Here is a 22,165-nt window from a genome sequence, read left to right on the forward strand (position 1 = left end):
TTTAATCGTCCGTTTGTTCGACCTGTTCCGCTCGTTGTTGAGCCACTTGGCTATTTTGGCGATAGAGTTGAGTGCGATCGCGAGCGGTCTGGTACCGAGAATCATCTGGGGGAACCTGGGCCATGAGATCAGCCGCTCGTTGCCACTTGGCGGCTAAATCCAACCACTCCGCCCGAGTTTCTGCGGTCTGTCCGGCAAACGAGGCCTGTTCCGCCAAGGTCACCGCTTGAGCAAAGGCATCCAGTTGAGGCGGAGGTGGCGGGGGAGAGGTATCGTTGGGAGTCGAGGGATCATCGGCCGGGAGATCCGTTGAATCTGAGGGTAACGAGGAAATCCAAGTTCGATAGGCCCAGATTCCGCCGAGTAACAGCACCAGAATAAAAATGATGCTGCCAATCAGCAGTTGGCGATCGCGTTCTGGATTCCGAGGTTGGGAAGGTTGTAGCCGTCGCGGTAGGGCCACTTTGCGGGGGCCAGTCGGCCGACGCTGGGGATTGAGGAGCCGTTGCACGAGATTGGGGCGTCGAATGGAAATGGACTTCGACCACAAAAGCTGATTCTCAGGATCGCGACGAATCTCATCGAGCCACAGGAGTTGTTCTTCTCGGGCCACCCGACAGTAGATATTCACCCGACGAATGTTGCGCGCAGAAATACTTTCGAGTAACTCTTGAATCCGCTCGACGACCTCATCAATATCCAGGCCTTGGGCCTGAGGCGACTCACAGAGGAGTTGCAGCCAACCCTCAGCAAACACGGCCCGAGTGCGCACACCCAGGTCGGTCAGGTTGTCATTCAACACCTGGACAATCGCAGCAATACTGCCTTGGCGGGCTTGCTGAACAATGTTGTCTGCTGGATCAACTCCACGAGGCGATCGCACAAACGGGTCTTTCACGTTGTTTTATCTAATACTCTGACCAACTACTGCCCTCAATCCTAGCAGGACTCTTGGCCAATCTCCTCCCCTCAAGGGTAGAAACATTGTCCCCATGGCAACCAGACCGCTACAATGAGGGGTACAAAATCGGGATAATCCCTGACTCAGGCGACTGTCTGAGAGGTTTTGACCCAGTTTACCTAAATTTCATCTGTCGTTCTACGTCCATCTCAACCCATGCTGCTAAAATCCACGACCCGCCACATTCGCATTTTTACGGCTGAAATTGAAGGGAGAGATATTGTCCCTAGCCCCGATAAACTGACCATTGATATTGATCCAGATAATGAACTGGTTTGGACGGATGAGACAGTGCAACGGGTCTATGACAAGTTTGAGGAATTGGTAGCCGCCAGTGCCGGTGAGGATTTAACTGAGTACAACATCCGTCGCATTGGCTCAGATTTAGAACATTTTGTGCGCGCAATGTTGCAGCAGGGTGACCTCAGCTATAACCTGGGTGCGCCGGTACGCAACTATAGTCTTGGACTACCGCGAGTGGACGAAAACGAGAACCCCCTCACCCAGTCCCCTGCTTAGGACAGTTTCTGAGTTGTTTTTTTAACAAAAAACTGTCTATTCCCTACCTTAAATTTGGGGGGCTGAGCTTAAGCTGAAGACAACCTAATCACATGGGGAGTCGGTTTAAGATGGCTTCAGAGAAATTCCGCCGCCAACTTCGTCAGGAGTCCGAAGTTTGGTGGCGTGAGGGCTTGATTGACGCCCAACTGTACGAGACTCTGGCAACGCGCTATCAGTTCCGCGACATTGAGGCGAACGCCCGCAGCAGCTTTACCACCATCCTCATTAGTCTAGGAGGAATTCTCCTAGGCTTGGGGGTGATTACCTTCGTCGCGGCCAACTGGACGGTTTGGAGTCGCGAGGTCAAGGTAATTCTCTTGATGGCAACGTTTTTAGCCATCAATACCATCGGTTTTTATCTATGGCGTGACCCCTCGCAAACGGGGCTTAAAAAACTGGGGGCGGCTCTGCTGCTTCTGGGGGGGTTAACTCTGGGGGCAAATATCTCCCTCGTGTCCCAAATGTTTCATCAGAGTGGAGAACTCTATGAACTCTTTTTAGTTTGGGGCCTAGCTGTTTTGCTGATGGCTCTGAGTTTAGCCATGCCCGCCTTAAGTATTCTCTCGGTGCTGTTAGTGGGATTTGGCTATCTGCGGGGGATTTTCGATGCCATTACGGCCCAGGATTTGACAAGCTTCCATCTGGCGATCGTCCATATGCCCCTGTTAACTCTTGCCTTGATTGTGCCTTTAGCTCATCGCAGTCGTTCCCGCTTTACCTTTGGTTTGGGGGCGTTACTCTTTAGTGTTTCCTTCCTGGTCAATCTGACGGCGATTGGGAGTTGGAGAGGGGAGATGGCAGTTGTCTTACCAGCGGCACTTCTCTGGGCATATAGCGTTCAATCTCCGAAAAAATGGATTGAACCCGCATTTCAGAGTATCGCCCAGAAAATCGCCTTAATTTGGCTGGCAATCCTGTTTTATGTCTTGTCCTTTAACGGCTGGGCTTCGATGTCAATTCCGCCGGAGATGTTTCGACTCTCCTGGGGAACTCAGTTCCTAGTAGACATTCTCATCTGTTCTACCCTAACCATTTGGCTGTGGTTGAAGGTATGCCGCCAAGGGTCTCAGTTTAGCCTGACTCAAGAGCGATCGCTCAATACTGGGGTCATCTTGGTGATGCTGCTCCTGACAGGGGGAAGTCTATACACTCATTTAAACCTGGCCCCCTTGGTGGTTTTGGGACCCTTATTATTCAATATTCTCTTTTTTGTTCTTTCGATCGCCGCCATTCGCGATGGACTCGCATTGGGGAGTCGTCGCAGATTTTGGGGTGGCATGATCCTACTGATTATTGGGATTATGACCCGCACCCTGGAATATAACACTGCCCTAATGACCAAAGCCGTGGTGTTTGGCGCCTGTGGTGTGGGTGTCATTTTGGCGGGACTTTGGTTTGAGCGCAACATTCACCATCACACCTCTACCTCTCATCCTCAACTTCAGGAGCACAACTGATGACAGAAGATTTAATCCCCAACCCCGTGGAGACTCAACCCGAGATTGAGGTTCAACGGAAACCCCGTGGCCTTTCTCAATGGCGGTTTTGGCTCCCCTTACTGTTCCAGGGATTCCTAATTCTAGCGGTTCCCGCCCGTGATGCCCATACGGTAATCACCGGAACTCCAGTGGTTTTACAAACGGCACCGGTTGACCCCTATGATATGTTGCGGGGCTATTATCAAACCCTCAGTTATGAGATTTCTCAACGCCAGCGACTCCAGGAACTTCCCGGCGGTAATGAACTGTTTAATACTCCCCTCTATGGCGATCGCCATTTTGACTTCTACGTGATTCTCGAAGAGCCAAGCGAAGTCGCCGCCCCCGGAGAACGTCCACTCCCCTGGGTTCCCGTCGCTGTCAGTGCTGAGCGTCCTGATGATTTAGCCTCTAATCAAATTGCCTTGCGAGGACAACATCGCAATTGGCAAATTGTCTATGGTTTGGAACGGTATTATATGCCGGAACACCAACGCAATGACATCAACAATCGAATCAGCCAAATTCAGATGGAGGAACCGGAATCGTTTGTGGTTCAAGTTAAGGTGAGCGATCGCGCTCATGCGGTTCCGATTAGTTTATGGGTAGGGGAGGAGAATTATGAGTTTTAGGCAGAAGAAGGGAACACCGGAGAACCCACCCCGCCCTTCGGGCACCCCTCCTTGGAGGGGAACGGAAAAGAGGGCGTAGGGTGCGTCCCGGCATCAGCTCATTTTGGATGTTAACCACTCGGCTAAAACTTGCCGGAACGCACCGCCGACGACAGTAAGGGCCATCACCCCTGATTGCGATAGTAATGTTCCCAGAATTTGTGCCACCACTCTTTCGGTTGTTGATGGTCTCCGTGATAGTCTGTGGGTCGTTGAGTGCGATCGCCCACCACTAAACTGCCCACATAATCGGCATCCTCATAAACACGGTTGATTTGTGCATGAATATCCTGCACATCCTCGGCTGACAAAATCCCATTATCGGTGGCTTTGTAAAACTGCACCGTAACCCGAATTGGAAAATCAGGGTGTCGTTCAATGGGGAGTCCGGCGATTTCCGTAAATGGCCCTTCCGGTTCCCCATGGCCAATCACCGCCTCTTCAACGCTACTGAAATCCATCGCCTCTTCGGGGGCCGCTAGTAGCACTGGCATATCCCACATCTCATCAATCATAGGTTCTTTTTGCTTCAGGGGAACCTGAATCACCATGACCATATTCAGTCCTGACTCCCCAGCCGCTTCTGGGGTTGGCCCATCGGTCGGTTCTGCGTCTGAGGCTTGCTGGGCCTGAAAATCGCTCAGGCGCTGTCCTGTGAGTCGGGCCCGTTGCCCATTTTGGTTGAAAAATAGTTGTTGTCCCAACCCATCCCGATAGGGAAGATTATCTTCATCGCGGTTGTCGATAATGGTGATACTGGTTCCTTCTCGGGTGGCTAGAAGTGTTAGTACAGCCGGGTCGCCGGGATAGGACTGATAATTGAACAAAACTGGGTTAAATTGGGCTTTGTCTCCTTGAGGAATGGGGAGAAAACAGGCCTGAGCACTCACGAGAACATGAGTATCCCGCTTCGCGAGCAGGGAGGGAATTTCACTGGCCCAAGAGTCGGGATTATGGAGATAGTTCGGCAGATTTTCTAAGATGGCCCGCAAGGGAACCCGTTCTAAGTCTCCCCCATTGTGATTCCCCACAAGCAGATGAAACCGATTCAGGGGAATATCAGCGGTTATATCAGTAAAGTTGGGATGACGGATAACGGGCATTAAATGCTGTTCATAACGCCGTAGTTCTGGGTGATAGTGCCGGACTTGAATGGTTAAATCGCTGATGTTGGGGCCCACGGAGGAGTTGTCGTAGCGGGCGCTGTCTTCCCACATGACGTTGACGATATTCAGTCCATATTCGTCCACTAGAGACCGGGCCGCGTCATCGCGAACCATCCCGGTGGTTCGTTGGATAACTTGACGATACTGCTGATAGGTATCCAAGGAGTCGCGATCAGCGTCACTCATGGCTTCAGGGTTGGGGAGGTTAGGGTGGGAATCCGAGGCGGCCAAGGCGGACAGACTCACGCCTAAGGCGGCACAACTGGCTAGGACAATGGCACGTTTTCTCATGGATGACTGTTGCAAGAGGGGGTAAGGGAACCTCTCGCTATGTCCCAAGCTAACCTCTGTTGTCGCAATCTCATCTGAGTTTTGCGAAATTGTTACCCCAACCCGTTTACTGTTGACTCGCCTCAAGCCAGGTTTTGAGAGTTGAAACAACTTGGGAAATCTCCAGTTCTTGTTTCTCCTGGGTGGCCCGTTGTACCACTTCAACCTTGCCATTGGCGATCGCCCGCCCGGTAACCACGCGATAGGGAATCCCCATCAAATCAGCATCTTTGAACTTCACGCCGGCCCGTTCCTTGCGATCGTCGAGGAGGGTTTCCACTCCGGCGGCGTTGAGTTCTTCGTACAGTTGTTCGGCCACCTGCATCTGTTCTTCGACATTGATATTGGGAACGGTAATGATGGCATGATAGGGGGCGATCGCCGGATTCCAAATAATGCCATCCTTATCATGAGACTGTTCCACGGCCGATTGGGCTAAACGAGATACCCCAATTCCATAACAGCCCATCACGAGGGGATTCCCTTTCCCGTTTTCATCGGTAAACATTGCCCCCAGGGCTTGGGAATACTTGGTTCCCAATTGGAAAATATGCCCCACTTCAATGCCTCGGGCGGTTTGTAGGGTGAACTCGGGGTTTTTGAGACAGCGATCGCCCGCCATAGCCTTATCTAAATCCAGCAGAGGCGGACAGGTAAAGGTATCGCCCCAATTCGCGCCTACCACGTGATAGCCCGTTTCATTAGCACCTGTCACGAAGTTTGTCAAGTCTTTTACGGTATTATCTCCTAAGCGTAAAAACTTAGGATGAACCTGTTTTTGGGGCTGAATCCAATCATCTCCTAAATCCGGAGCAATGTAGCCGAGGGGGAGAGGTTTTGCCGCCCATTTTTGTTGCGCTTCGGCATCAGGAACCTCCAAAGAAATCAGGGCGTTTGCCTTATAATCTCCAGCGCGGCGAGTCAGTTCATTTTGCAGTTTGACCTCATTCACATCGCGATCGCCACGAATACTCACCAAGACCAACACCGTAATTCCAGTATCATAAACCGCCTGATAGAGAACATTTTTTACCACCTGAGTCGGCGAACAATTGAGCATCTCACAGACTGAGGCGATCGTGGCGGTGTCGGGAGTATCCCGTTTCTCGTAGGTGGTGAACGGTGAGGGTTCAGCATCGGGGGGAAGCGAGACAGCTTTTTCCACGTTGGCCGCGTAACTTCCATCCTCGACATAGAGAACCTCATCTTCCCCAGCCTCCGCCAGAACCATAAACTCTTGGGAACCGGACCCACCAATGGCCCCAGAATCCGCTTCAACGGCTTGGAAGGCTAAGCCACAGCGGCGGATGATATTGCGATAGGCCTGATCCATCTCGGCGTAGGTTTGTTTGAGGCTGTCCTCGTCGGTATGGAAGGAATAGCCATCCTTCATAATGAACTCCCGGCCGCGCATCAAGCCGAAGCGGGGGCGAATTTCGTCCCGGAACTTGGTTTGAATTTGATAGAGGTGAAGGGGAAGTTGGCGATAGGATTGGATACAGTCGCGGGCGATCGCGGTAATGACTTCTTCATGGGTGGGGCCAAGTCCCATGTCCCGGCCTTGGCGATCGGTGAGAGCGAACATAATCCCTTCAGCTTTCGTATAGGTGTCCCAGCGTCCCGACTCTTGCCATAATTCGGAGGGTTGCAGTTGGGGAAGTAGACATTCCTGGGCGCCGGTGGCGTTCATCTCTTCACGGACAATGGCGGACACTTTCTGCAAGACGCGCCACATCAGGGGGAGGTAAGCGTACACGCCACTGGCGACTCGTCGGATGTAACCGGCCCGCAACAGGAGTTTATGGCTGGGGATTTCTGCCTCGGCGGGGTCTTCGCGCAGGGTGACGAGGAGCATTTGGGACAGTCGCATGGGGTTTGGCTCGGCTTACGATGGGCGTTTGTTATCTTACTACGGTTTTCGGGGTGTCTGGGCTGCCAGTTTCGTCGTCATGGCTTTACCTCGTCAATGAGCTTCCGCACCGCCGCTTCCAACCCCGGCAGATAATTTTCAATAATGTTCCAAACAATATCGAGGTCAACGTCTAGATAGTCATGGGCCAGCACATTGCGAAAGTCCCCTACTTTCACCCATTCCACCTGTGGTTGGCTCTGCTTCCAGGCCTCCGGCAGCTTCTTCACTGATTCGCCCATAATTTCGAGATTACGCAACACCGCATCTTGCACCATGCCATTTTGCATAAACTCAGCTTTGCCCCCTTGGGTATAGTCTCGAATCCGAGTCAGGCAGTCCTGAACGTGAACGAGGTACAAACGACGATCTTTCATAGGGGCTTGGCCTCCGACAATACCCGCTCTTTAATATAGTGGTGCAACGACTTAGCGGTCACCACATCCACATCTCGCCCTAAAAAGTCCTGTAAATCGTGAATCAACCCCACCGGAAACCACGGCGTTATTTTTTCTAAGTCGTAGTCAATCAAAAAATCGATGTCGCTGTCTGGGGTATCTTCGCCCCGCACCACCGAGCCAAACACCCGAACGTTGTAGGCTCCATGCTTGGCGGCAATGTCCAAAATTTGCTCTCGTTTGTTTTGCAAGGTTGCTAATAGCGTCATCAGGTTACCCCCTCTAAATCAAAGCCCACCTTGGCGAATTGGCGTTTAATTTCCCGATTTAGTTCTGTGGACTCTTTCATTGTAATACTCTTGAACGCTCTAAATAGAGCCAGATTATCAAGCCGGTGCGTTGCGGCAGCTTGTAGATTGTCGTCTTGATTCTACACGAGTTTGAGCCGCAACACACCCTACCGTGACTCATTACATTGACCAAGATGATTCGATGGTTTAATAGCGCCGTCATCTTGACTATCGAAATGCACGCCCTCAAGATGACTAAAACAATTTTCATCAGCAACAGAAGTTCCATTCTGCCACAGTTCGTATTCACTAATGTCGATATCCTCATTCCAAACGAGAGCATATCCTCCAGGTTCAACCCGAAAATCCCTAAAAAATGCAGGATTTTTCAAGAGGGCAAACATAGGATTATTCAACAACCTAGAGACATCATATTTCCGCATATCTCCATTATCAAATTCAACCAAAAGCTTATGGTTTTCAATTGCTTTGGCGCAATTAATTCGAGGTTGGATCATAATAATAAATAGGCAGCGGTAGGGTGCATCCCGGCTTCGTTCAATTCTTGGATTTTGGCAACAAGATTAATTTAGCCGGAACGCACCGATTTGGGAACCCGACGACAAATACCAGGATATATCGATGATGAATCCTTGCCAGATTATCAAGCCGGTGCGTTGCGGCATCTTGTAAATTGTTGTCTTAATTCTAAATGGGTTTGAGCCGCAACACACCCTTGTATATTGAGAAACATAGTAGACCGCCGCACCCTAGGTCGGAAAAGGCCGCTTGGTAGCATGGGTCACTACAAGGTAATCTTCTCGACTGAACTCGAACAGTCGCCTGGGTCAAGGACGTCCGAAATTTCGGTTCATCCCAAAGACCGTATCAGGCAAGGATGAGTGAAATTGAGAAGATGTCTTGTTCATCTTAACAGAGCTAATTTAGGAGAACCTATCATGTCAAAGACACCTCAGTGGATCGGAGTTGACGTGAGTCAACAGACTCTGGATGTTTACATTCGTCCATTGGGAAAAGCCATCCAAATCCCCAACAGCCCGACCCAAATTGCCCAACTCGTCGAGTCTTGGCAAAACGAGCGGATCGAGCGAGTTGTGGTCGAAGCGACTGGGAAACTAGAAAGGGAACTGGTCATTCAATTACAAGAGGCCGAGTTCCCCGTTTCAGTCATCAATCCCCGCCAAGGTCGAGATTTTGCCAAAGCTACTGGTCGTTTAGCTAAAACTGACGCGATTGATGCTCAAACATTGGCGTATTATGGCGAAGCCCTAAAGCCCCCGGTTCTAGCATCGAGCTCGGCTGAGACTCGTCAACTACAAGAGTTAACGAGTCGCCGGCGTCAGCTCATTGAGATGCAAACGGCTGAGAAAAATCGTTGTCGTCGCGCACGTGGCAAGGCTTTGGTGGATATCGAGGCTCACCTAGACTATCTCAGGGGACGTCTCGAACAACTCAACGCCGAGATTGAGGAATTGACTCAGAATTGTGCGGAATGGTCATCAAAAGTCGAATTACTTAAAACCATGCCCGGCATCGGTCAAGCGATTGCCACTACCTTGGTTTCTGACCTACCCGAACTGGGTCAACTCAGTGCCAAGAAAATTGCTCGCTTGGTCGGTGTAGCACCCCTGAATTTTGACAGTGGCAAGTACAAAGGTCAACGAAGAATTCAAGGAGGTCGGGCACCGGTCCGAGCAATTTTGTACATGGGGGCGGTTGTGGCCATGCGATATAATCCAGCTATTAAAGTTTTTTACGAACGCCTCGTCAAAAAAGGCAAGCCGAAAAAACTAGCTTTAACAGCCTGTCTGCGTAAACTTCTGGTCATGTTGAATGCGATGGTTCGAGATCATCGACCCTGGCAGTATTCAGAAAGCCCAGCAGCTCGTCCTTAGCCACCTTTGAATACTTTGACAATTGAGGCAGTAACAGAAGCCAAGCCGTTAACTGCCTAGGATTTTGCTGCTCTTTAAAGCAGCCCCTTGACTCAAGAGCTAGATTATGCACCCAAACACGTTATCCTTGACAATTAAGACAGTCGCTACCGTGACTATAATTTCGCCCTGTCACTAACGGGCGATCGCCGCCACTTTCCGCAAGGCTTCAACCGTAGAAATCACATGATCCGCTACCCGCTCAATCTCCTCTAACGTATTAAAACGGCCAATCCCAAAGCGTACCGACGCATAGGCCAACGACTCCTCACGGCCCAACGCCGCCAACACATGAGACGGTTCAATCTTCACCGACGTACAAGCTGAACCCGACGACACCGCCATCACCGGCTGCAATCCCAACAACAACGCCTGGCCATCCACCCCCTCAAAACTGACATTCAAATTCCCCGGAAGTCGCTGCGTGGGATGGCCATTGAGATGGATTCCCTCCAATACCGAGAGACGTTCCCACAACTGCGATCGCAACTCCCGCAACCGCGTCGATTCCTCCTCCATCTGGGCCAATCCCAACTCCACCGCCTTCGCAAAGCCGACAATCTGCGGCGGATACAGCGTCCCCGATCGCATTCCCCGTTCATGGCCACCCCCATGCAACTGGGCCGCCAACCGTACCCGAGGATTGCGTCGCCGCACATATAACGCCCCAATTCCCTTCGGGCCATACATTTTATGGGCCGTCAGGGACATCACATCAATATATTGGGCCTGAACATCCAGAGGAATTTTAGCAATGGCCTGGGCCGCATCCGTATGAAAGAGAATCCCGAGATCGCGACAAAGTTGTCCAATCTCCGCCAGAGGCTGCAACACCCCAATCTCATTATTGGCTGCCATCACCGAGACTAAAATCGTATCCTCCCGCAACGCCGCCGCCAACTCATCGAGATCCACTAACCCATCCGACTTCACCGGAAGCCGCGTCACCTCAAACCCCAAAGACTCCAAATAATCCATCGGGTCTAAAATGGCATTATGTTCCGTCACCAGCGTCACCAGATGCCGTCCTTTGCTGAAATAGGCCTCCGCCACCCCCTTGAGGGCTAAATTATTGGCCTCCGTGGCCCCACTGGTGAAAATAATCTCCTCAGGAGAAGCATTAATCGCCGCCGCCAGCGTCTCTCGGGCCTGTTTCACCGCCGCTTCCCCCTCCCAGCCATAGTGATGGTTAATACTGGCAGGGTTGCCGAAATACTCAGTAAAATAGGGCAGCATCGCCGCCAACACACGCTCATCAACAGGAGTTGTGGCGTGAGCGTCGAGATAAATCGGGCGTTGTTGGAGTGGAGACATCAGCCGTACAGTTCCCAAAACATCACATCTATATTCTCTATGGTAGGGTCAAGGGTCAGTTCTGCACCAACTCCCCACAGTGGCTATCACTGGGATGGGGAAAGTCGCAAATTCTTTGAAGGTTGGTATTATCGCGTTACCCTTCCTGAAGCGGGGGAAACCTTCGCCTTTATGTATTCCATTGAAGATCCCATCGGCGGCGAATCCAATAGTGGCGGCGGGGCGCAAATCCTCGGGCCTCGTGACGAGTATCTCTGTCGGACGTTTCCTGATGTGAGCAAGTTCTGGGGCTGGAAAAAGGGGCTGGGCCTGGGCCATTGGGGACAAACGTCCCTCACCAGTCCCCCCAAACTCATCGATCGCGATACCTTCGAGGCTGAAGTCAAACAAGGCTATCAAGCCACCGCAACTTGGCATCAGGGGCAACTCTACGACCCCGGCAGCGGCCATCACTGTACTTGGCAATATACCATTGAACCGGTCTATGGTTGGGGCGATCGCCAATCCACGGCGGGCTGGCTATCGTTTCTAGAAATCTTTGAACCCGGTTGGCAAATTCTCATGGCCCACGGTTGGGCGACGGGGTGGATTGACTGGAACGGAGAGCGTTATGAGTTTAACCAAGTCCCCGCCTATGGGGAAAAGAACTGGGGGCGATCGTTTCCGCAAAAGTGGTTCTGGTTTAACTGCAACAGCTTCGACAACGAACCCAATTTAGCCCTCACCGCCGGGGGTGGCCGGCGAGAAGTCCTGGCCTGGATGGAATCGGTGGCCATGGTGGGGATTCATCATGAGGGACGATTTTATGAGTTTGTCCCCTGGAATGGAACCGTCACCTGGGAGATTGCGCCCTGGGGATTTTGGAAAATCCAGGCCTGGAGTGGAGATTTAGAGGTGACGCTGACTGGAACCACGGAAGAACCCGGAACACCGCTACGGGCCCCCACCCGTGAGGGGTTAGTCTTCGCCTGTCGCGATACCATGAAAGGTCAGGTTCATCTACAGCTTAAACAGCGTCGTCAGGGACAGTATCAGACAATTCTGGAGGCGACGAGTTCTCAATGTGGTTTAGAAGTCGGCGGTGGCCCTTGGAATGAGACTTGGGTTGTCGGGTAACTCTCCCAACTGCGATCGCCCTCTAGGGAAGGCTTTAAGGCGATGAACGTAGAAGAACTGATTACATTGATTGACACTGCCTTTGAGGGAGTTCCTCAACCTCAGGACTTGACGTTGCACGTAGCCGAGGCTCACGATGACTACGACTACGGCAACGATGAGGAGTATCGCCGCCTGGATTATCGGGGCCGTTGGCAAGATGTACCAAACGAGCATATCAAAGCTTGCCAGTCCGCCTTAAGTTACTTGGACAAGGTAGGGATGAGATTTTATTTGCCGGCTTTCATGGTTTGGTATTTGCGATATCTCAGGACTGAGGAGGTTTGGTCAGACAATACCTTATATGCTCTGGGTAGTTATAGCCACAATCCCGGTTTAGCAGAGTATCAGAAGCAACGATTTTCATTATTTACCCCACAGCAGATGAGAGCTTGCGCGCAATTTGTCAAGTTCTGCGCCAAGGATACAACGGGGTTTAGCGACGATTATTTTGCTCAAACCATCTATGATGGCTATTGGTTTCAATTTGATACCCCTGAATAGGGTATGGCTGTTGACTGAATGGGGATTTTTCCGATGTCCTATTTTTTTAGGTTCCCTGGGCCAAAAACGCCATCACCAACTCATTCAACGCCACCATATTAATTAAAAAGGCATCATGGCCATGGGGAGACGATAACCACTCTAACTGGGCGTTGGGCATCCATTGGGCTAACTCCTGCTGATCCCGAGGTGGATAGAGGAGATCCGAGTCGATCGCCACCACCAGCGTTGGCTGCGCGATCGCCCCCAAGGCCGCCAGATAATCTCCCTCTCCTCCAGAAACATCATGACGATCCATCGCCTCCGTCAACGCCACATAGGTATTCGCATCAAAGCGTTTCACTAACTTCTGTCCTTGATAGCGTAAATAACTGGCGATCGCAAACTTCCCATTTTCCTGAACCTCTCGCCCAAAGCGTTCTTCAAAACTCGCCGTGGCCCGATAGGAAATCATCGCCATCATCCGGGCCGCCGCTAACCCCGTGGTGGGGGGAGCGTCTTCCTCATAGTTACCATTACACCAATTAGGATCAGCAAAAATCGCCTGACGTTGGGCTTCACTCATGGCAATACACCAGGGCGAATGTCGTCCCGCTGCTGCAATCGAGACGATGCGATCGACATAATCCGGATAGAGTTTTCCCCATTCCAAAACTTGCATTCCGCCCAAGGAACCGCCAATAACAAACTGAAGTTTCTTCACCCCCAACCCTTGCAACAATCGCCATTGCAGCCGTACCATATCCCGGACTGTAATCGCCGGAAACGCCCGCCCATAGGGTTTCCCCGTCGCCGGATTTAAGGAAATTGGCCCCGTCGTTCCGTAACAACTCCCTAAGACATTACTACAGACAATAAAATTGCGATCGCCGTCAAACGTCCGCCCTTCTCCAAACAGCGGCCCCCACCATTCATCCGCATCAGCACTTCCCGTCAACGCATGACAAATATGCACCGCATTATCGCCTGATTCATTGAGGGTTCCCCAACAGCGATACGCCACTTCAACCTCCATTAACAACTCTCCCGACTCCAAGGAAAAGGGTTCCGGTAGCTGATAAATTTGAGTCTCGGGGGAAATTAAATGGCGGTATTTCATCAGTGAACAGTTAGAAGAAGGCCACAGAAAAGACGTAGGGGCGAACCGCAAGTGGCGCGCCCTAGGCGATAGGGGATGGGTCAATATTGCCTCCTCAGGGGAGATTTGACGTAGCCACTCTCAAAATTATCATAAATTGGGTTTTTCCCCCTTCCCTGGGGCGGGGAGGGGGCTAATTTAGCATGAATGACCTATATCGGTTAGCCTGCTTTAGCAAAGGCTTGGTCAAAGTCCGCTTTGATGTCCTCGATATGTTCCAAGCCGACAGACACCCGCACCATGGCCGGGGAGATTCCCGCAGCGGCTTGTTCGGTTTCGTCGAGTTGCTGGTGGGTGGTGGAGGCGGGGTGAATCACCAGAGTTTTGGCATCTCCCACGTTAGCCAGGTGAGAAGCCAGTTGCACATTATTAATAAAGCCGCGACCGGCTTCTAAGCCTCCTTTAATCCCGAAACTCAACACACAACCAAAGCCATGATTGAGGTATTTTTTCGCCTGTTTATGATAGGCGTGTTTCGTCAGTCCGGGATAGCTAACCCAATCGACTTTCGGATGTTTTTCCAGCCATTTTGCCAGAGCCAAAGCGTTGTCTGTATGGCGATCGACCCGTAGAGAAAGGGTTTCTAACCCCTGCAACAGCAAGAAGGCGTTAAAGGGACTCAAACAGGGGCCTAAATCTCGCAATCCTTCCACTCGGGCGCGGATGATAAAGGCGATATTTCCAAACGGACCATCGGGGCCAAAGACTTCTTGGAAGTTCAAGCCATGATAGCCTTCAGAGGGTTCGGTGAACATGGGAAACTTGCCATTTCCCCAGTTGAAGTTCCCCGAATCGACAATCACGCCACCGATGGAAGTTCCATGGCCGCCAATCCATTTTGTGGCTGATTCCACCACAATATCCGCCCCATGGTCAATGGGACGACAGAGATAACCGGCGCAACCGAAGGTATTATCGACAATCAGCGGGATATCGTTCTCATGGGCGATCGCCGCCAACGCCTCTAAATCGGGGATATTAAACTTAGGATTGCTGAGACTCTCGACGTAGATCGCTTTGGTGTTCTCGTCGATTTGTTTCCCGAAGGCTTTGGGATCATCGCTGTCTACGAACTTGACATCTACGCCAAGACGTGGTAGAGCAACCTTGAACTGATTATAGGTTCCGCCATAGAGGGTGGAGGTGGAGATGATATTATCCCCCGCCTGACAGATATTGTTGATGGCCAAGAATTGGGCCGCCTGTCCGCTGGCAGTGGCCAGGGCCATGACGCCCCCTTCAAGGGCGGCGATGCGTTTTTCAAACACATCGGTGGTGGGGTTCATGATTCGGGTATAGATATTCCCGAACTTCTTGAGGGCGAACAAATCCGCACCATCATCAGCATCCTCAAACACATAGGAGGTGGTTTGATAGATGGGAACCGCCCGCGAGTTGGTTCCGGGGGCGGGGGTTTGTCCGGCGTGGATTTGGAGGGTTTCGTAGCGGTGTTGATTGGCTTCTGACATTAAACTAAACCGTTCCTGATTGAAGTGAGTGGTGTTCGGGGTAGTGGGGGAACAGCGTCTCGCTTGGGGCCAATGTATTTTAAGGGATTCAGTCCCTGGGAACAATGGATTTTGTGGGGGTTGATACGTTTTGTTGCAATTGTCCCTTAGGAATTGGGGGACACCTGTTTGGGGAGTCCCGTTTCAGGATCGAGCGATCGCAAGGCTTGCGCCCACTTCAGGGCCAGGCTAATTTCAGTAAAGGGAACCAGAATCGGCCCCTCATCGCCTCGATAAAAACAAAGGCTAACCGTGCGACTGGTTTTGGGGGGATAGGCTTCGTTAATTCCATGACCATTCACCTGAACCTCCATAGCCGTGACTTCTTTCAGGGAGAACTCCTGCATCTCCAGCACTCCAGTCCGGCTGGGTTTACCCCACACCAGGCGATCGCCCCGTTGCCCCAAAACTGACAGAATATCGTATTTAGCGCGATCGAAGCCCTTCGCCCAACCTTGATAGGCATCCACTTTACGAAACTCATTCCAGCCCGCCCACGCCAAACCAAAAAACAACACCAGCAAGGGCAACCAAATTAAACCGCGTTCCATAACTCTCTCAAAAACTGCTCTCCCCATTGTCCCCCGTTCAGGGCCCACTCGCGATGCGTTATCTTGGGAGAACCTAGATGATTCTCCATGATCAATTGTCCATTATCGGGTGTGGTCTAACCGTTCAACCAGACAACTCAGTCGGTTCTACATCCACCAAAACCAGTTAACACCATGAAAAATTTTCTACTCACTTGCCTATTTTTCCTGGGCTTGGGGTGGGCCTTAGCGACCTTCTCAGGACTCGCCAATCAAGGAACCTACGAGTCCCTGATTCTCAACTTCCGCGATGACCTCTCCTCAGCCGAGGTCAGCCAGCAGTTAGAGGAGATGTCGCAACAGTTCAACCTCACCCCTCGTCTCAACAGCGAATTTTCCCAACGGGATCACATTTATATTGTCGAGGGCGATCGCGAAGTTCTGCAAGACCTGCGTCGCCAATTCCGGCCTTACCTACAGTTCGCCGAACCCAACTATATTTATGGCGTTCCCGAGAAGCCGATTCAGTCTAGCTTTGACGGCAGCGCCATTCCTGGACTGTCCAAGTCCTATCCCAACGACCCCCTCTATTCCAAACAATGGAACCTCAAAGCCATTAACGTCGAAGGGGCCTGGGCCGACAGTACCGGCGAGGATATCATCGTGGCGGTAATTGACACCGGGATTCTCAAAGTCGCCGACTTAGAGGGAACCGAGTTTGTTGAAGGCTACGATTTCGTCAACGACCAAGTCACCGCCGATGATGATAACGGTCACGGAACCCATGTGGCCGGAACCATCTCCCAGACCACCGATAACGAGTTCGGCGTGGCGGGGATTGCCTATCAGGCGAAACTAATGCCCCTAAAGGTTCTCAGTAAACAGGGCGGGGGTACGGTCAGTGATATTGCTGAGGCCATCCGCTTTGCCGCTGACCATGATGCCGATGTCATTAACCTCAGTTTAGGCGGCAGTGGCGAGAGTCACCTGATGCGCGATGCCATCGACTATGCCTATAACAAGGGAGTCGTCATTATCGCCGCCGCCGGGAACGCTAATCAGAACAGTGCCGGCTATCCGGCCCGCTATCCCCGCGTCTTAGGAGTAGCTGCCAGTAACGCCGCCGGAGACAAAGCCCCCTACTCTAATTTTGGCGCTGGCGTTGATATTTCTGCCCCTGGCGGTGATACCCGCAATGGGGAAACCGGGGGGATTCTTCAACATACCCTCAATCCTCAAGATGGGTCAGCGGTCTTTGCCGCCTTTCAGGGAACCAGTATGGCCTCGCCTCACGTCGCTGCTGTGGCGGCCTTGGTGAAAGCCACCGGGGTTGAGAGTCCCGATGAGGTCATGACAATCCTCAAGGAGTCGGCCCGTGCGGTGGAGGAGGATAGTTTTAACCATTTTGGGGCTGGTCATCTCGATGCCGCCTCCGCTGTCCAGTTGGCGGTGAAAGGCCAGTTGAATTTCCGGGACTTTTTCCGCTGGTTACGGGATAACGGCTATTTGAACCCTCGTTTTTGGATTGATGGGGGAACCATCGCCCTGATTCCCAAGTTAGCGATGGTGATTGGGTCCTATTTGCTGGCCTGGTTGCTACGCAATTACTTCCCCTTCCGCTGGAATTGGAATCTGGCCACGGGGTTGGTCATGGGAAGTTCGGGGGTCTTCATTCTCCGCAGCTTCTATGTATTTGACTTGCCCCAATGGCCCCTACGGCTGGCGGGGAGTTCCCTGCCGGAGTTAGGGACAGCGGTTCAGGGGAATCCGGCGTTGAACCCCATTTTTGCTAGTGTCTTGATTCCAGGAGTGCTACTGGTGTTGCTATTGGGTCATGCTCAACGGAAGTGGTGGGCCATTGGCGCAACCCTTGGGGTGGCAAGTTGTTTGGCTGTCAGTGCGGTGGTAGACCCTGAGTTAGTCTGGCTGGGCAGTGGCTGGCTGGCCCGAGGCTTCTTGGCGGCGAATGCGATCGCCTGTTGGATGTTGGCCCGATTGGCCGCGAAACCTGGAGGAATTACAGCATGAAGCTAACCGGAGTGATCAAACACGTCGCCATGGGGACGGGGACCTGGACCCTCGAAACGGAGACGGGGCAAGTCTATGAACTCCATGAAAGCACCCCGTCAGAGGTCTTACAGTCCGGTCAATCCGTCACCTTAGAGGGAACCGTCCGTGATGATGTGATGACCCTAGCTGCCGTGGGTCCAGTTTTTGAGGTTAAATCCTTCCAACTGGGAACTGATACTTAGGCGGGTCAGTCACTGAATAATGAATGCCATTAAAAACACTTTGGACTTAAAAAATCCAAGGTGTTTTTGCTTTTTACGTGAAAACAACTAGATTAATTAAGTGAAAATACGTAGAAAGCTAACCCGTATTTTTTCTAGGTCTATCATTGGTTTTAAAAACGAAATGTCGGCAATTTAGAGGTCAGGGATGAGTTAAGGTCAATATCTGTATTCTTCACGGGGTAAGGCATAGACTGATTACAGGCTGTGTTTGAGAATGACTGTTCTATTTATGAAGCTTATGTAAAGCTACAGACGTTAAATAATAAAGTTTGGGTGAACTCTTGCCAAAACAGAAGACATCGTAGAAAGAGTCCCCTAAGATAAGGATGTGGACAAAAACACCACCTCAACGAAGGCGACGACCCAGAACTCGGTTCGCTTTCTAAACCTAAACTATTTAGAATGGAGCCATTCCCAATGAAATTCTTTAACTTAACCCTTGTGGGTCTGTCCGTTGCCACCGTCGCCTCCTTGACGCTTGGTGTTGAAGGAGCGAGCGCTCGCCCTGGGCGGGGTAATGGTAATGGGGGAGGTAATTCTAGCTCTAGCGGCGGTCTTGTCGCCCAAGAAACTTGTAACATCGCGAACCTAACCGGAACCACGGACTGCGAAGGGATCTTTGACGGCAACGATTCCAATAGCATCACCACCAGTACTGAGATGTTCGGTAAGACAGGCTGGTCGGAAATCTGGAAAGTTGATGATAGCAGTGGCACTGAAGGCCCTCTCACCGTTGCTCTAAATAATGCTGGTCAGGAAACCTCCGGGACTTGGACACTCTCTGAAGACTTTAACTTCGACCTCTACGACTCTGTCATGTTCGTCCTCAAAGGCGGTCCAACCTTTACCGCTTACAAGTCTGATGGCGTAACCATGTCGGGAACCTGGAACACGGATGATTTACGCAATGGTGGTGGAGGTGTCGGACCTGGCTTGTCTCACTTCACAGTCTGGACGACTGGCAGCGGAAGTGGTGGCAATGGTCCCGAACCCACCCCGGTTCCCGAACCCGCTGCTCTTCTCGGTTTAGGTTCTGTGGCTTTGGCCTCTCGGTTCCTGCGCCGCAAGTCTGAAGACGCTTAGGTCTCCTGGGTGTTAAGGTCTCTGGTCTAGTCTGGCTGCTCAGGCTCACGGACATTTAATAATCTTCTCTCCATACCCCCCGATCTAGGTCGGGGGGTTTTTTAATTCCTCCTCTCCCCTCTCGTGTCATGGCTGAAGCCGTGACACGCGCTCTGGGCGGCTCTGCCGCCTGCATTTGGGAGGCAGAGCCTCCCCAAGGGCATGACTTGGCAGAGCTAAGTCACGAGATTACGGTATTTTTACGTGCATTCACGGTCTAATCTGGCAAAATCACCATGAATGGGAGGATTACAGGGAAATGGTTCTTGAAGCTTACGTGAAGACACGCAGGCGGTATTGTGAAGCTTCGATGAAATCTGCGTAGCTTTGGTTACATACTAGACCTCTTGGTTTAGAATGACAGTAGAAACACGTAAAGTCTAGTTCGAAAGCCGCAGTCGCGGGTTTCTCTGGATATTTCCCTTGATAACCCTTTAGGACGTTCCGATAATGAAACTATTAAACTCAACCACCACAACCCTCTGCGGCATCGCTGTTGGCCTCCTCGCCGCCTCCGCTCCCGCCCAAGCAGCTAACCTCGTCTGGGGTACGCAGTCTGGCAACGACTGCTCAGGTTTCTTTGGCACAGGATTTGAAAACTGTGAAGTCAACGGCTCTCCGGTGATTGCTAAAGTTGATTATGAAGATGACAATATAGCTGAATGGGAAACTAACTCCATGTTCCCCACCATCACCGGCGTAGAATGGACGTTTGATGATGACGGGGCAGCCAGCGGCACTTGGACATATACTAAGGATGATTCTGCAGATCCCGATATTCGCTATTGGGTTGCCAAAGGCGGTAATAGCTTTAACCTCTTCTATCACATTGCCGATGATGCAGATGCCTCTGCTTGTATGGGGGCCAATGCGTTCAGCTCTGAGTGTTTGCAACAAGCAATTGTCTCAACCACTGGGGAATGGTTTACTCCCAACACTCCTGGTCCTGTGGGTAATCAAGCTGGCCTGTCTCACCTGACGTTCTATGATACGAAAAATGGTGAACCTAATCCAATTCCTGAACCCGCTACGATCTTCGGTTTAGGTGCGATCGCCCTAGCCTCCCGCTTCCTCCGTCGCAAATCTGACGACGCATAACATCCAGGAACGAGATTAGATATTAACTCGGTCTATCAACGCCCCCAAGCGTAACTTGGGGGCGTTTTTGTGGGGTCATTCAGGGAGCTTGCCGGGAGGGTCGGCAAAATGTGAGAATGCTAGGGTAGTTCGACCGTCACAGTCTCGAAACCTTATGGCCAGTCAATCCCCCATCCCTGTCGTTGTTAACGGTGCTGCCGGAAAAATGGGCCGCGAAGTCGTCAAAGCCGTTGCCCAAGCAGAAGATATGATGCTCCTCGGGGCGGTGGATACCAATCCCAACGTGGCGGGCCAGGATGTGGGTGAGGTGGCCGGCTGTGGTCCTCTGGAAGTGCCAATTCTCAGTGACTTACAAAGTACCTTAGTCATGGCCACCCAGGAACAAACTCAAGGGGTGATGGTGGATTTCACTCATCCCAGTGGTGTCTATGAGAATATCCGAGCGGCGATCGCCTATGGGGTGCGTCCGGTTGTAGGAACCACGGGCCTAAGTCCTGAACAAATCCAAGATTTGGCAGAATTTGCCGAAAAAGCCAGTACCGGCTGTCTGATTATCCCCAACTTCTCCATTGGGGTGGTGCTGATGCAGCAGGCGGCCATTCAAGCCTCGAAATACTTTGACCATGTGGAGATTATCGAACTCCATCATAATCAAAAAGCCGATGCCCCTTCAGGAACAGCTATTAAAACCGCCGAAATGTTGGGGGAATTGGGCAAACGCTATAACCCAGCGGCGGTTGAGGAAGAGGAGAAGTTACAAGGGGCCCGAGGGAGTGTGGGCCAAGAAAATATCCGTATTCATAGTGTCCGCCTTCCGGGACTGATTGCCCACCAAGAGATTCTCTTTGGGGCCCCCGGCCAGGTCTATACCCTACGCCATGATACGAGCGATCGCGCCTGTTATATGCCCGGAGTCCTTCTGTCGATTCGCCAAGTCACCCAACTCAACGCTCTGGTGTATGGCTTAGAGAAGATCATCTAATCTCCAGTTCCCCCAAGAGTGCCACCCCTCCAGTCAAGTTTTGTCATTATTCGTACACTAGAGATAGCCCATCTTGTCGGTTTAAGTCGGAATCGACAGACACTTGGTGACGGTTCCCACGGACACCGAGGCGATCGCACTTGGAAGATACAACATGGTCGAAATTCTCGCCGCCCTGTCTGCATCCGCTGCGGCTGGCCTGAGAATTGGTCTACCTCTGCTGATGATTGGCTTGGTGAAAACCAATCTTTGGTCGGATGTGCCACTTCTCTCCAACTTCTCTCCCTCCCTGGTAGTAGGAGTTCTCGCCGCTTGGTCTTGTTTTGAACTCTTTGCTTCAAAACAACTTCTCGGGCAACGAGTGTTACAAATCATGCAATTGGTCTTTTCGCCCATCGCCGGGGCGATTGTCGGCATGGCGGTGGCCCAACTCGCGGAGATTGAAGATTGGCAAGTTGGGGTAATCGGGATTGTTGGCGGACTGCTGGCATTGGTGTTGCAATTGGTGCAAACGGGTTGGTTTTTCCGGTTACGGGGACTCCCTATCTGGGCCATTTGGCTGCAAGATGCCCTCTCAGTGCTCCTCGTCCTCTTTGCCTTTGATGCCCCACAACAGGGGGGCTTGATTGCCCTCCTCCTATTATGGCTGGCCATTCGCAGTTCCTCGGCTTGGTATCGTTGGCATCGCCAGGAACGCTACAAACGTCGTTTGATGCAACACGCGGAATATCAGGAAGCCCTAGAGGAGGAGGAGGAAAACCAGCAATCCTAGAAAAATTTCAGAAATTTTGCCAAAGTCTC

At 51.7% G+C, this 22,165-nt stretch carries 22 protein-coding genes; 12 read left to right on the top strand and 10 right to left on the bottom strand.

Annotation, left to right across the window (positions count from 1 at the left end):
• Nucleotide 1 precedes the first annotated feature (1 nt).
• Complete coding sequence (locus L855_RS12390; protein ID WP_159788453.1) at nucleotides 2–898, bottom strand: hypothetical protein; 897 nt, start codon at nucleotides 896–898, stop codon at nucleotides 2–4.
• 219 nt (nucleotides 899–1,117) lie between these two features.
• On the opposite strand from L855_RS12390, the gene ndhM reads away from it, so the two are divergent.
• The 3 genes from ndhM (at nucleotide 1,118) to L855_RS12405 (ending at nucleotide 3,632) form a co-directional block, all read left to right on the top strand.
• Entirely contained in the window at nucleotides 1,118–1,480 is a 363-nt protein-coding gene (gene ndhM / locus L855_RS12395) for an NAD(P)H-quinone oxidoreductase subunit M (protein ID WP_159788455.1), read from the top strand.
• 110 nt (nucleotides 1,481–1,590) lie between these two features.
• The gene (locus tag L855_RS12400) at nucleotides 1,591–2,979 is read left to right on the top strand and encodes a DUF2157 domain-containing protein (protein WP_159788457.1); all 1,389 of its coding nucleotides are present in this window, start codon (nucleotides 1,591–1,593) and stop codon (nucleotides 2,977–2,979) included.
• Nucleotides 2,979–3,632 (top strand): GDYXXLXY domain-containing protein, encoded by a 654-nt coding sequence (locus L855_RS12405; RefSeq protein WP_159788459.1) that lies wholly within the window; start codon nucleotides 2,979–2,981, stop codon nucleotides 3,630–3,632. The genes L855_RS12400 and L855_RS12405 overlap by 1 nt, the downstream gene beginning before the upstream one ends.
• Nucleotides 3,633–3,796: 164 nt before the next feature.
• On the opposite strand, the gene L855_RS12410 is transcribed toward L855_RS12405, so the two are convergent.
• From L855_RS12410 to L855_RS12430, 5 genes are all read right to left on the bottom strand, one after another.
• Nucleotides 3,797–5,128: a hypothetical protein gene (locus tag L855_RS12410; RefSeq protein WP_246198843.1), complete on the bottom strand. Its 1,332-nt coding sequence runs from the start codon at nucleotides 5,126–5,128 to the stop codon at nucleotides 3,797–3,799.
• A gap of 106 nt (nucleotides 5,129–5,234) precedes the next feature.
• Nucleotides 5,235–7,037 (bottom strand): proline--tRNA ligase, encoded by a 1,803-nt coding sequence (proS, locus tag L855_RS12415; protein WP_159788461.1) that lies wholly within the window; start codon nucleotides 7,035–7,037, stop codon nucleotides 5,235–5,237.
• Nucleotides 7,038–7,114: 77 nt separating this feature from the next.
• The gene (locus tag L855_RS12420) at nucleotides 7,115–7,453 is read right to left on the bottom strand and encodes a HepT-like ribonuclease domain-containing protein (protein ID WP_159788463.1); all 339 of its coding nucleotides are present in this window, start codon (nucleotides 7,451–7,453) and stop codon (nucleotides 7,115–7,117) included.
• A complete protein-coding gene (locus L855_RS12425; RefSeq protein WP_087709068.1) occupies nucleotides 7,450–7,743 on the bottom strand; it encodes a nucleotidyltransferase family protein in 294 nt (97 codons plus the stop codon). Before L855_RS12425 ends, L855_RS12420 begins: the two co-directional genes overlap by 4 nt.
• 188 nt (nucleotides 7,744–7,931) lie before the next feature.
• On the bottom strand, nucleotides 7,932–8,282 hold the full coding sequence (locus L855_RS12430) for a DUF2442 domain-containing protein (RefSeq protein ID WP_159788465.1): 351 nt from the start codon (nucleotides 8,280–8,282) through the stop codon (nucleotides 7,932–7,934).
• Between the two features lie 441 nt (nucleotides 8,283–8,723).
• Between L855_RS12430 and L855_RS21170 the strand changes: the two genes are divergently transcribed.
• Entirely contained in the window at nucleotides 8,724–9,680 is a 957-nt protein-coding gene (locus tag L855_RS21170) for an IS110 family RNA-guided transposase (protein ID WP_192924982.1), read from the top strand.
• A 174-nt stretch (nucleotides 9,681–9,854) separates the two neighbouring features.
• Here the strand turns inward: L855_RS21170 and L855_RS12435 are convergent, their stop codons facing one another.
• A complete protein-coding gene (locus L855_RS12435; RefSeq protein ID WP_159788467.1) occupies nucleotides 9,855–11,033 on the bottom strand; it encodes a cysteine desulfurase family protein in 1,179 nt (392 codons plus the stop codon).
• Between the two features lie 39 nt (nucleotides 11,034–11,072).
• Here L855_RS12435 and L855_RS12440 point away from each other — a divergent pair, with 39 nt between their 5' ends.
• Both L855_RS12440 and L855_RS12445 read left to right on the top strand, forming a co-directional pair.
• The gene (locus L855_RS12440) at nucleotides 11,073–12,149 is read left to right on the top strand and encodes a tocopherol cyclase family protein (protein WP_159788469.1); all 1,077 of its coding nucleotides are present in this window, start codon (nucleotides 11,073–11,075) and stop codon (nucleotides 12,147–12,149) included.
• A gap of 42 nt (nucleotides 12,150–12,191) precedes the next feature.
• Complete coding sequence (locus L855_RS12445) at nucleotides 12,192–12,692, top strand: DUF6714 family protein (RefSeq protein ID WP_159788471.1); 501 nt, start codon at nucleotides 12,192–12,194, stop codon at nucleotides 12,690–12,692.
• A 46-nt stretch (nucleotides 12,693–12,738) separates the two neighbouring features.
• On the opposite strand, the gene metX is transcribed toward L855_RS12445, so the two are convergent.
• The 3 genes from metX to L855_RS12460 all read right to left on the bottom strand — a co-directional run bounded on the left by metX (nucleotide 12,739) and on the right by L855_RS12460 (nucleotide 15,889).
• Nucleotides 12,739–13,791, bottom strand: coding sequence for a homoserine O-acetyltransferase MetX (gene metX / locus L855_RS12450; protein ID WP_159788473.1), 1,053 nt, complete (start codon nucleotides 13,789–13,791; stop codon nucleotides 12,739–12,741).
• A gap of 200 nt (nucleotides 13,792–13,991) precedes the next feature.
• Nucleotides 13,992–15,299 carry an O-acetylhomoserine aminocarboxypropyltransferase/cysteine synthase family protein gene (locus L855_RS12455; protein WP_159788475.1) on the bottom strand — a complete coding sequence of 436 codons (1,308 nt, stop codon included), beginning with the start codon at nucleotides 15,297–15,299 and terminating at the stop codon, nucleotides 13,992–13,994.
• Between the two features lie 146 nt (nucleotides 15,300–15,445).
• Entirely contained in the window at nucleotides 15,446–15,889 is a 444-nt protein-coding gene (locus tag L855_RS12460; RefSeq protein WP_159788477.1) for a hypothetical protein, read from the bottom strand.
• 174 nt (nucleotides 15,890–16,063) lie between these two features.
• Here L855_RS12460 and L855_RS12465 point away from each other — a divergent pair, with 174 nt between their 5' ends.
• The 6 genes from L855_RS12465 to L855_RS12490 all read left to right on the top strand — a co-directional run bounded on the left by L855_RS12465 (nucleotide 16,064) and on the right by L855_RS12490 (nucleotide 22,136).
• Entirely contained in the window at nucleotides 16,064–17,896 is a 1,833-nt protein-coding gene (locus tag L855_RS12465) for a S8 family peptidase (RefSeq protein ID WP_159788479.1), read from the top strand.
• Nucleotides 17,893–18,120, top strand: a complete 228-nt coding sequence (locus L855_RS12470; RefSeq protein ID WP_159788481.1) for a hypothetical protein — start codon at nucleotides 17,893–17,895, stop codon at nucleotides 18,118–18,120. Before L855_RS12465 ends, L855_RS12470 begins: the two co-directional genes overlap by 4 nt.
• A gap of 459 nt (nucleotides 18,121–18,579) precedes the next feature.
• On the top strand, nucleotides 18,580–19,245 hold the full coding sequence (locus L855_RS12475; protein WP_159788483.1) for a PEP-CTERM sorting domain-containing protein: 666 nt from the start codon (nucleotides 18,580–18,582) through the stop codon (nucleotides 19,243–19,245).
• A gap of 489 nt (nucleotides 19,246–19,734) precedes the next feature.
• Nucleotides 19,735–20,382: a PEP-CTERM sorting domain-containing protein gene (locus L855_RS12480; protein WP_159788485.1), complete on the top strand. Its 648-nt coding sequence runs from the start codon at nucleotides 19,735–19,737 to the stop codon at nucleotides 20,380–20,382.
• Between the two features lie 154 nt (nucleotides 20,383–20,536).
• Nucleotides 20,537–21,364, top strand: coding sequence for a 4-hydroxy-tetrahydrodipicolinate reductase (dapB, locus tag L855_RS12485; RefSeq protein WP_159788487.1), 828 nt, complete (start codon nucleotides 20,537–20,539; stop codon nucleotides 21,362–21,364).
• Between the two features lie 154 nt (nucleotides 21,365–21,518).
• The gene (locus L855_RS12490) at nucleotides 21,519–22,136 is read left to right on the top strand and encodes a DUF4126 domain-containing protein (protein WP_159791090.1); all 618 of its coding nucleotides are present in this window, start codon (nucleotides 21,519–21,521) and stop codon (nucleotides 22,134–22,136) included.
• The last annotated feature ends 29 nt before the right edge of the window (nucleotides 22,137–22,165 follow it).

Origin of the sequence: Sodalinema gerasimenkoae IPPAS B-353, assembly GCF_009846485.1 — a bacterium.
GTDB classification, from domain to species: domain Bacteria; phylum Cyanobacteriota; class Cyanobacteriia; order Cyanobacteriales; family Geitlerinemataceae; genus Sodalinema; species Sodalinema gerasimenkoae.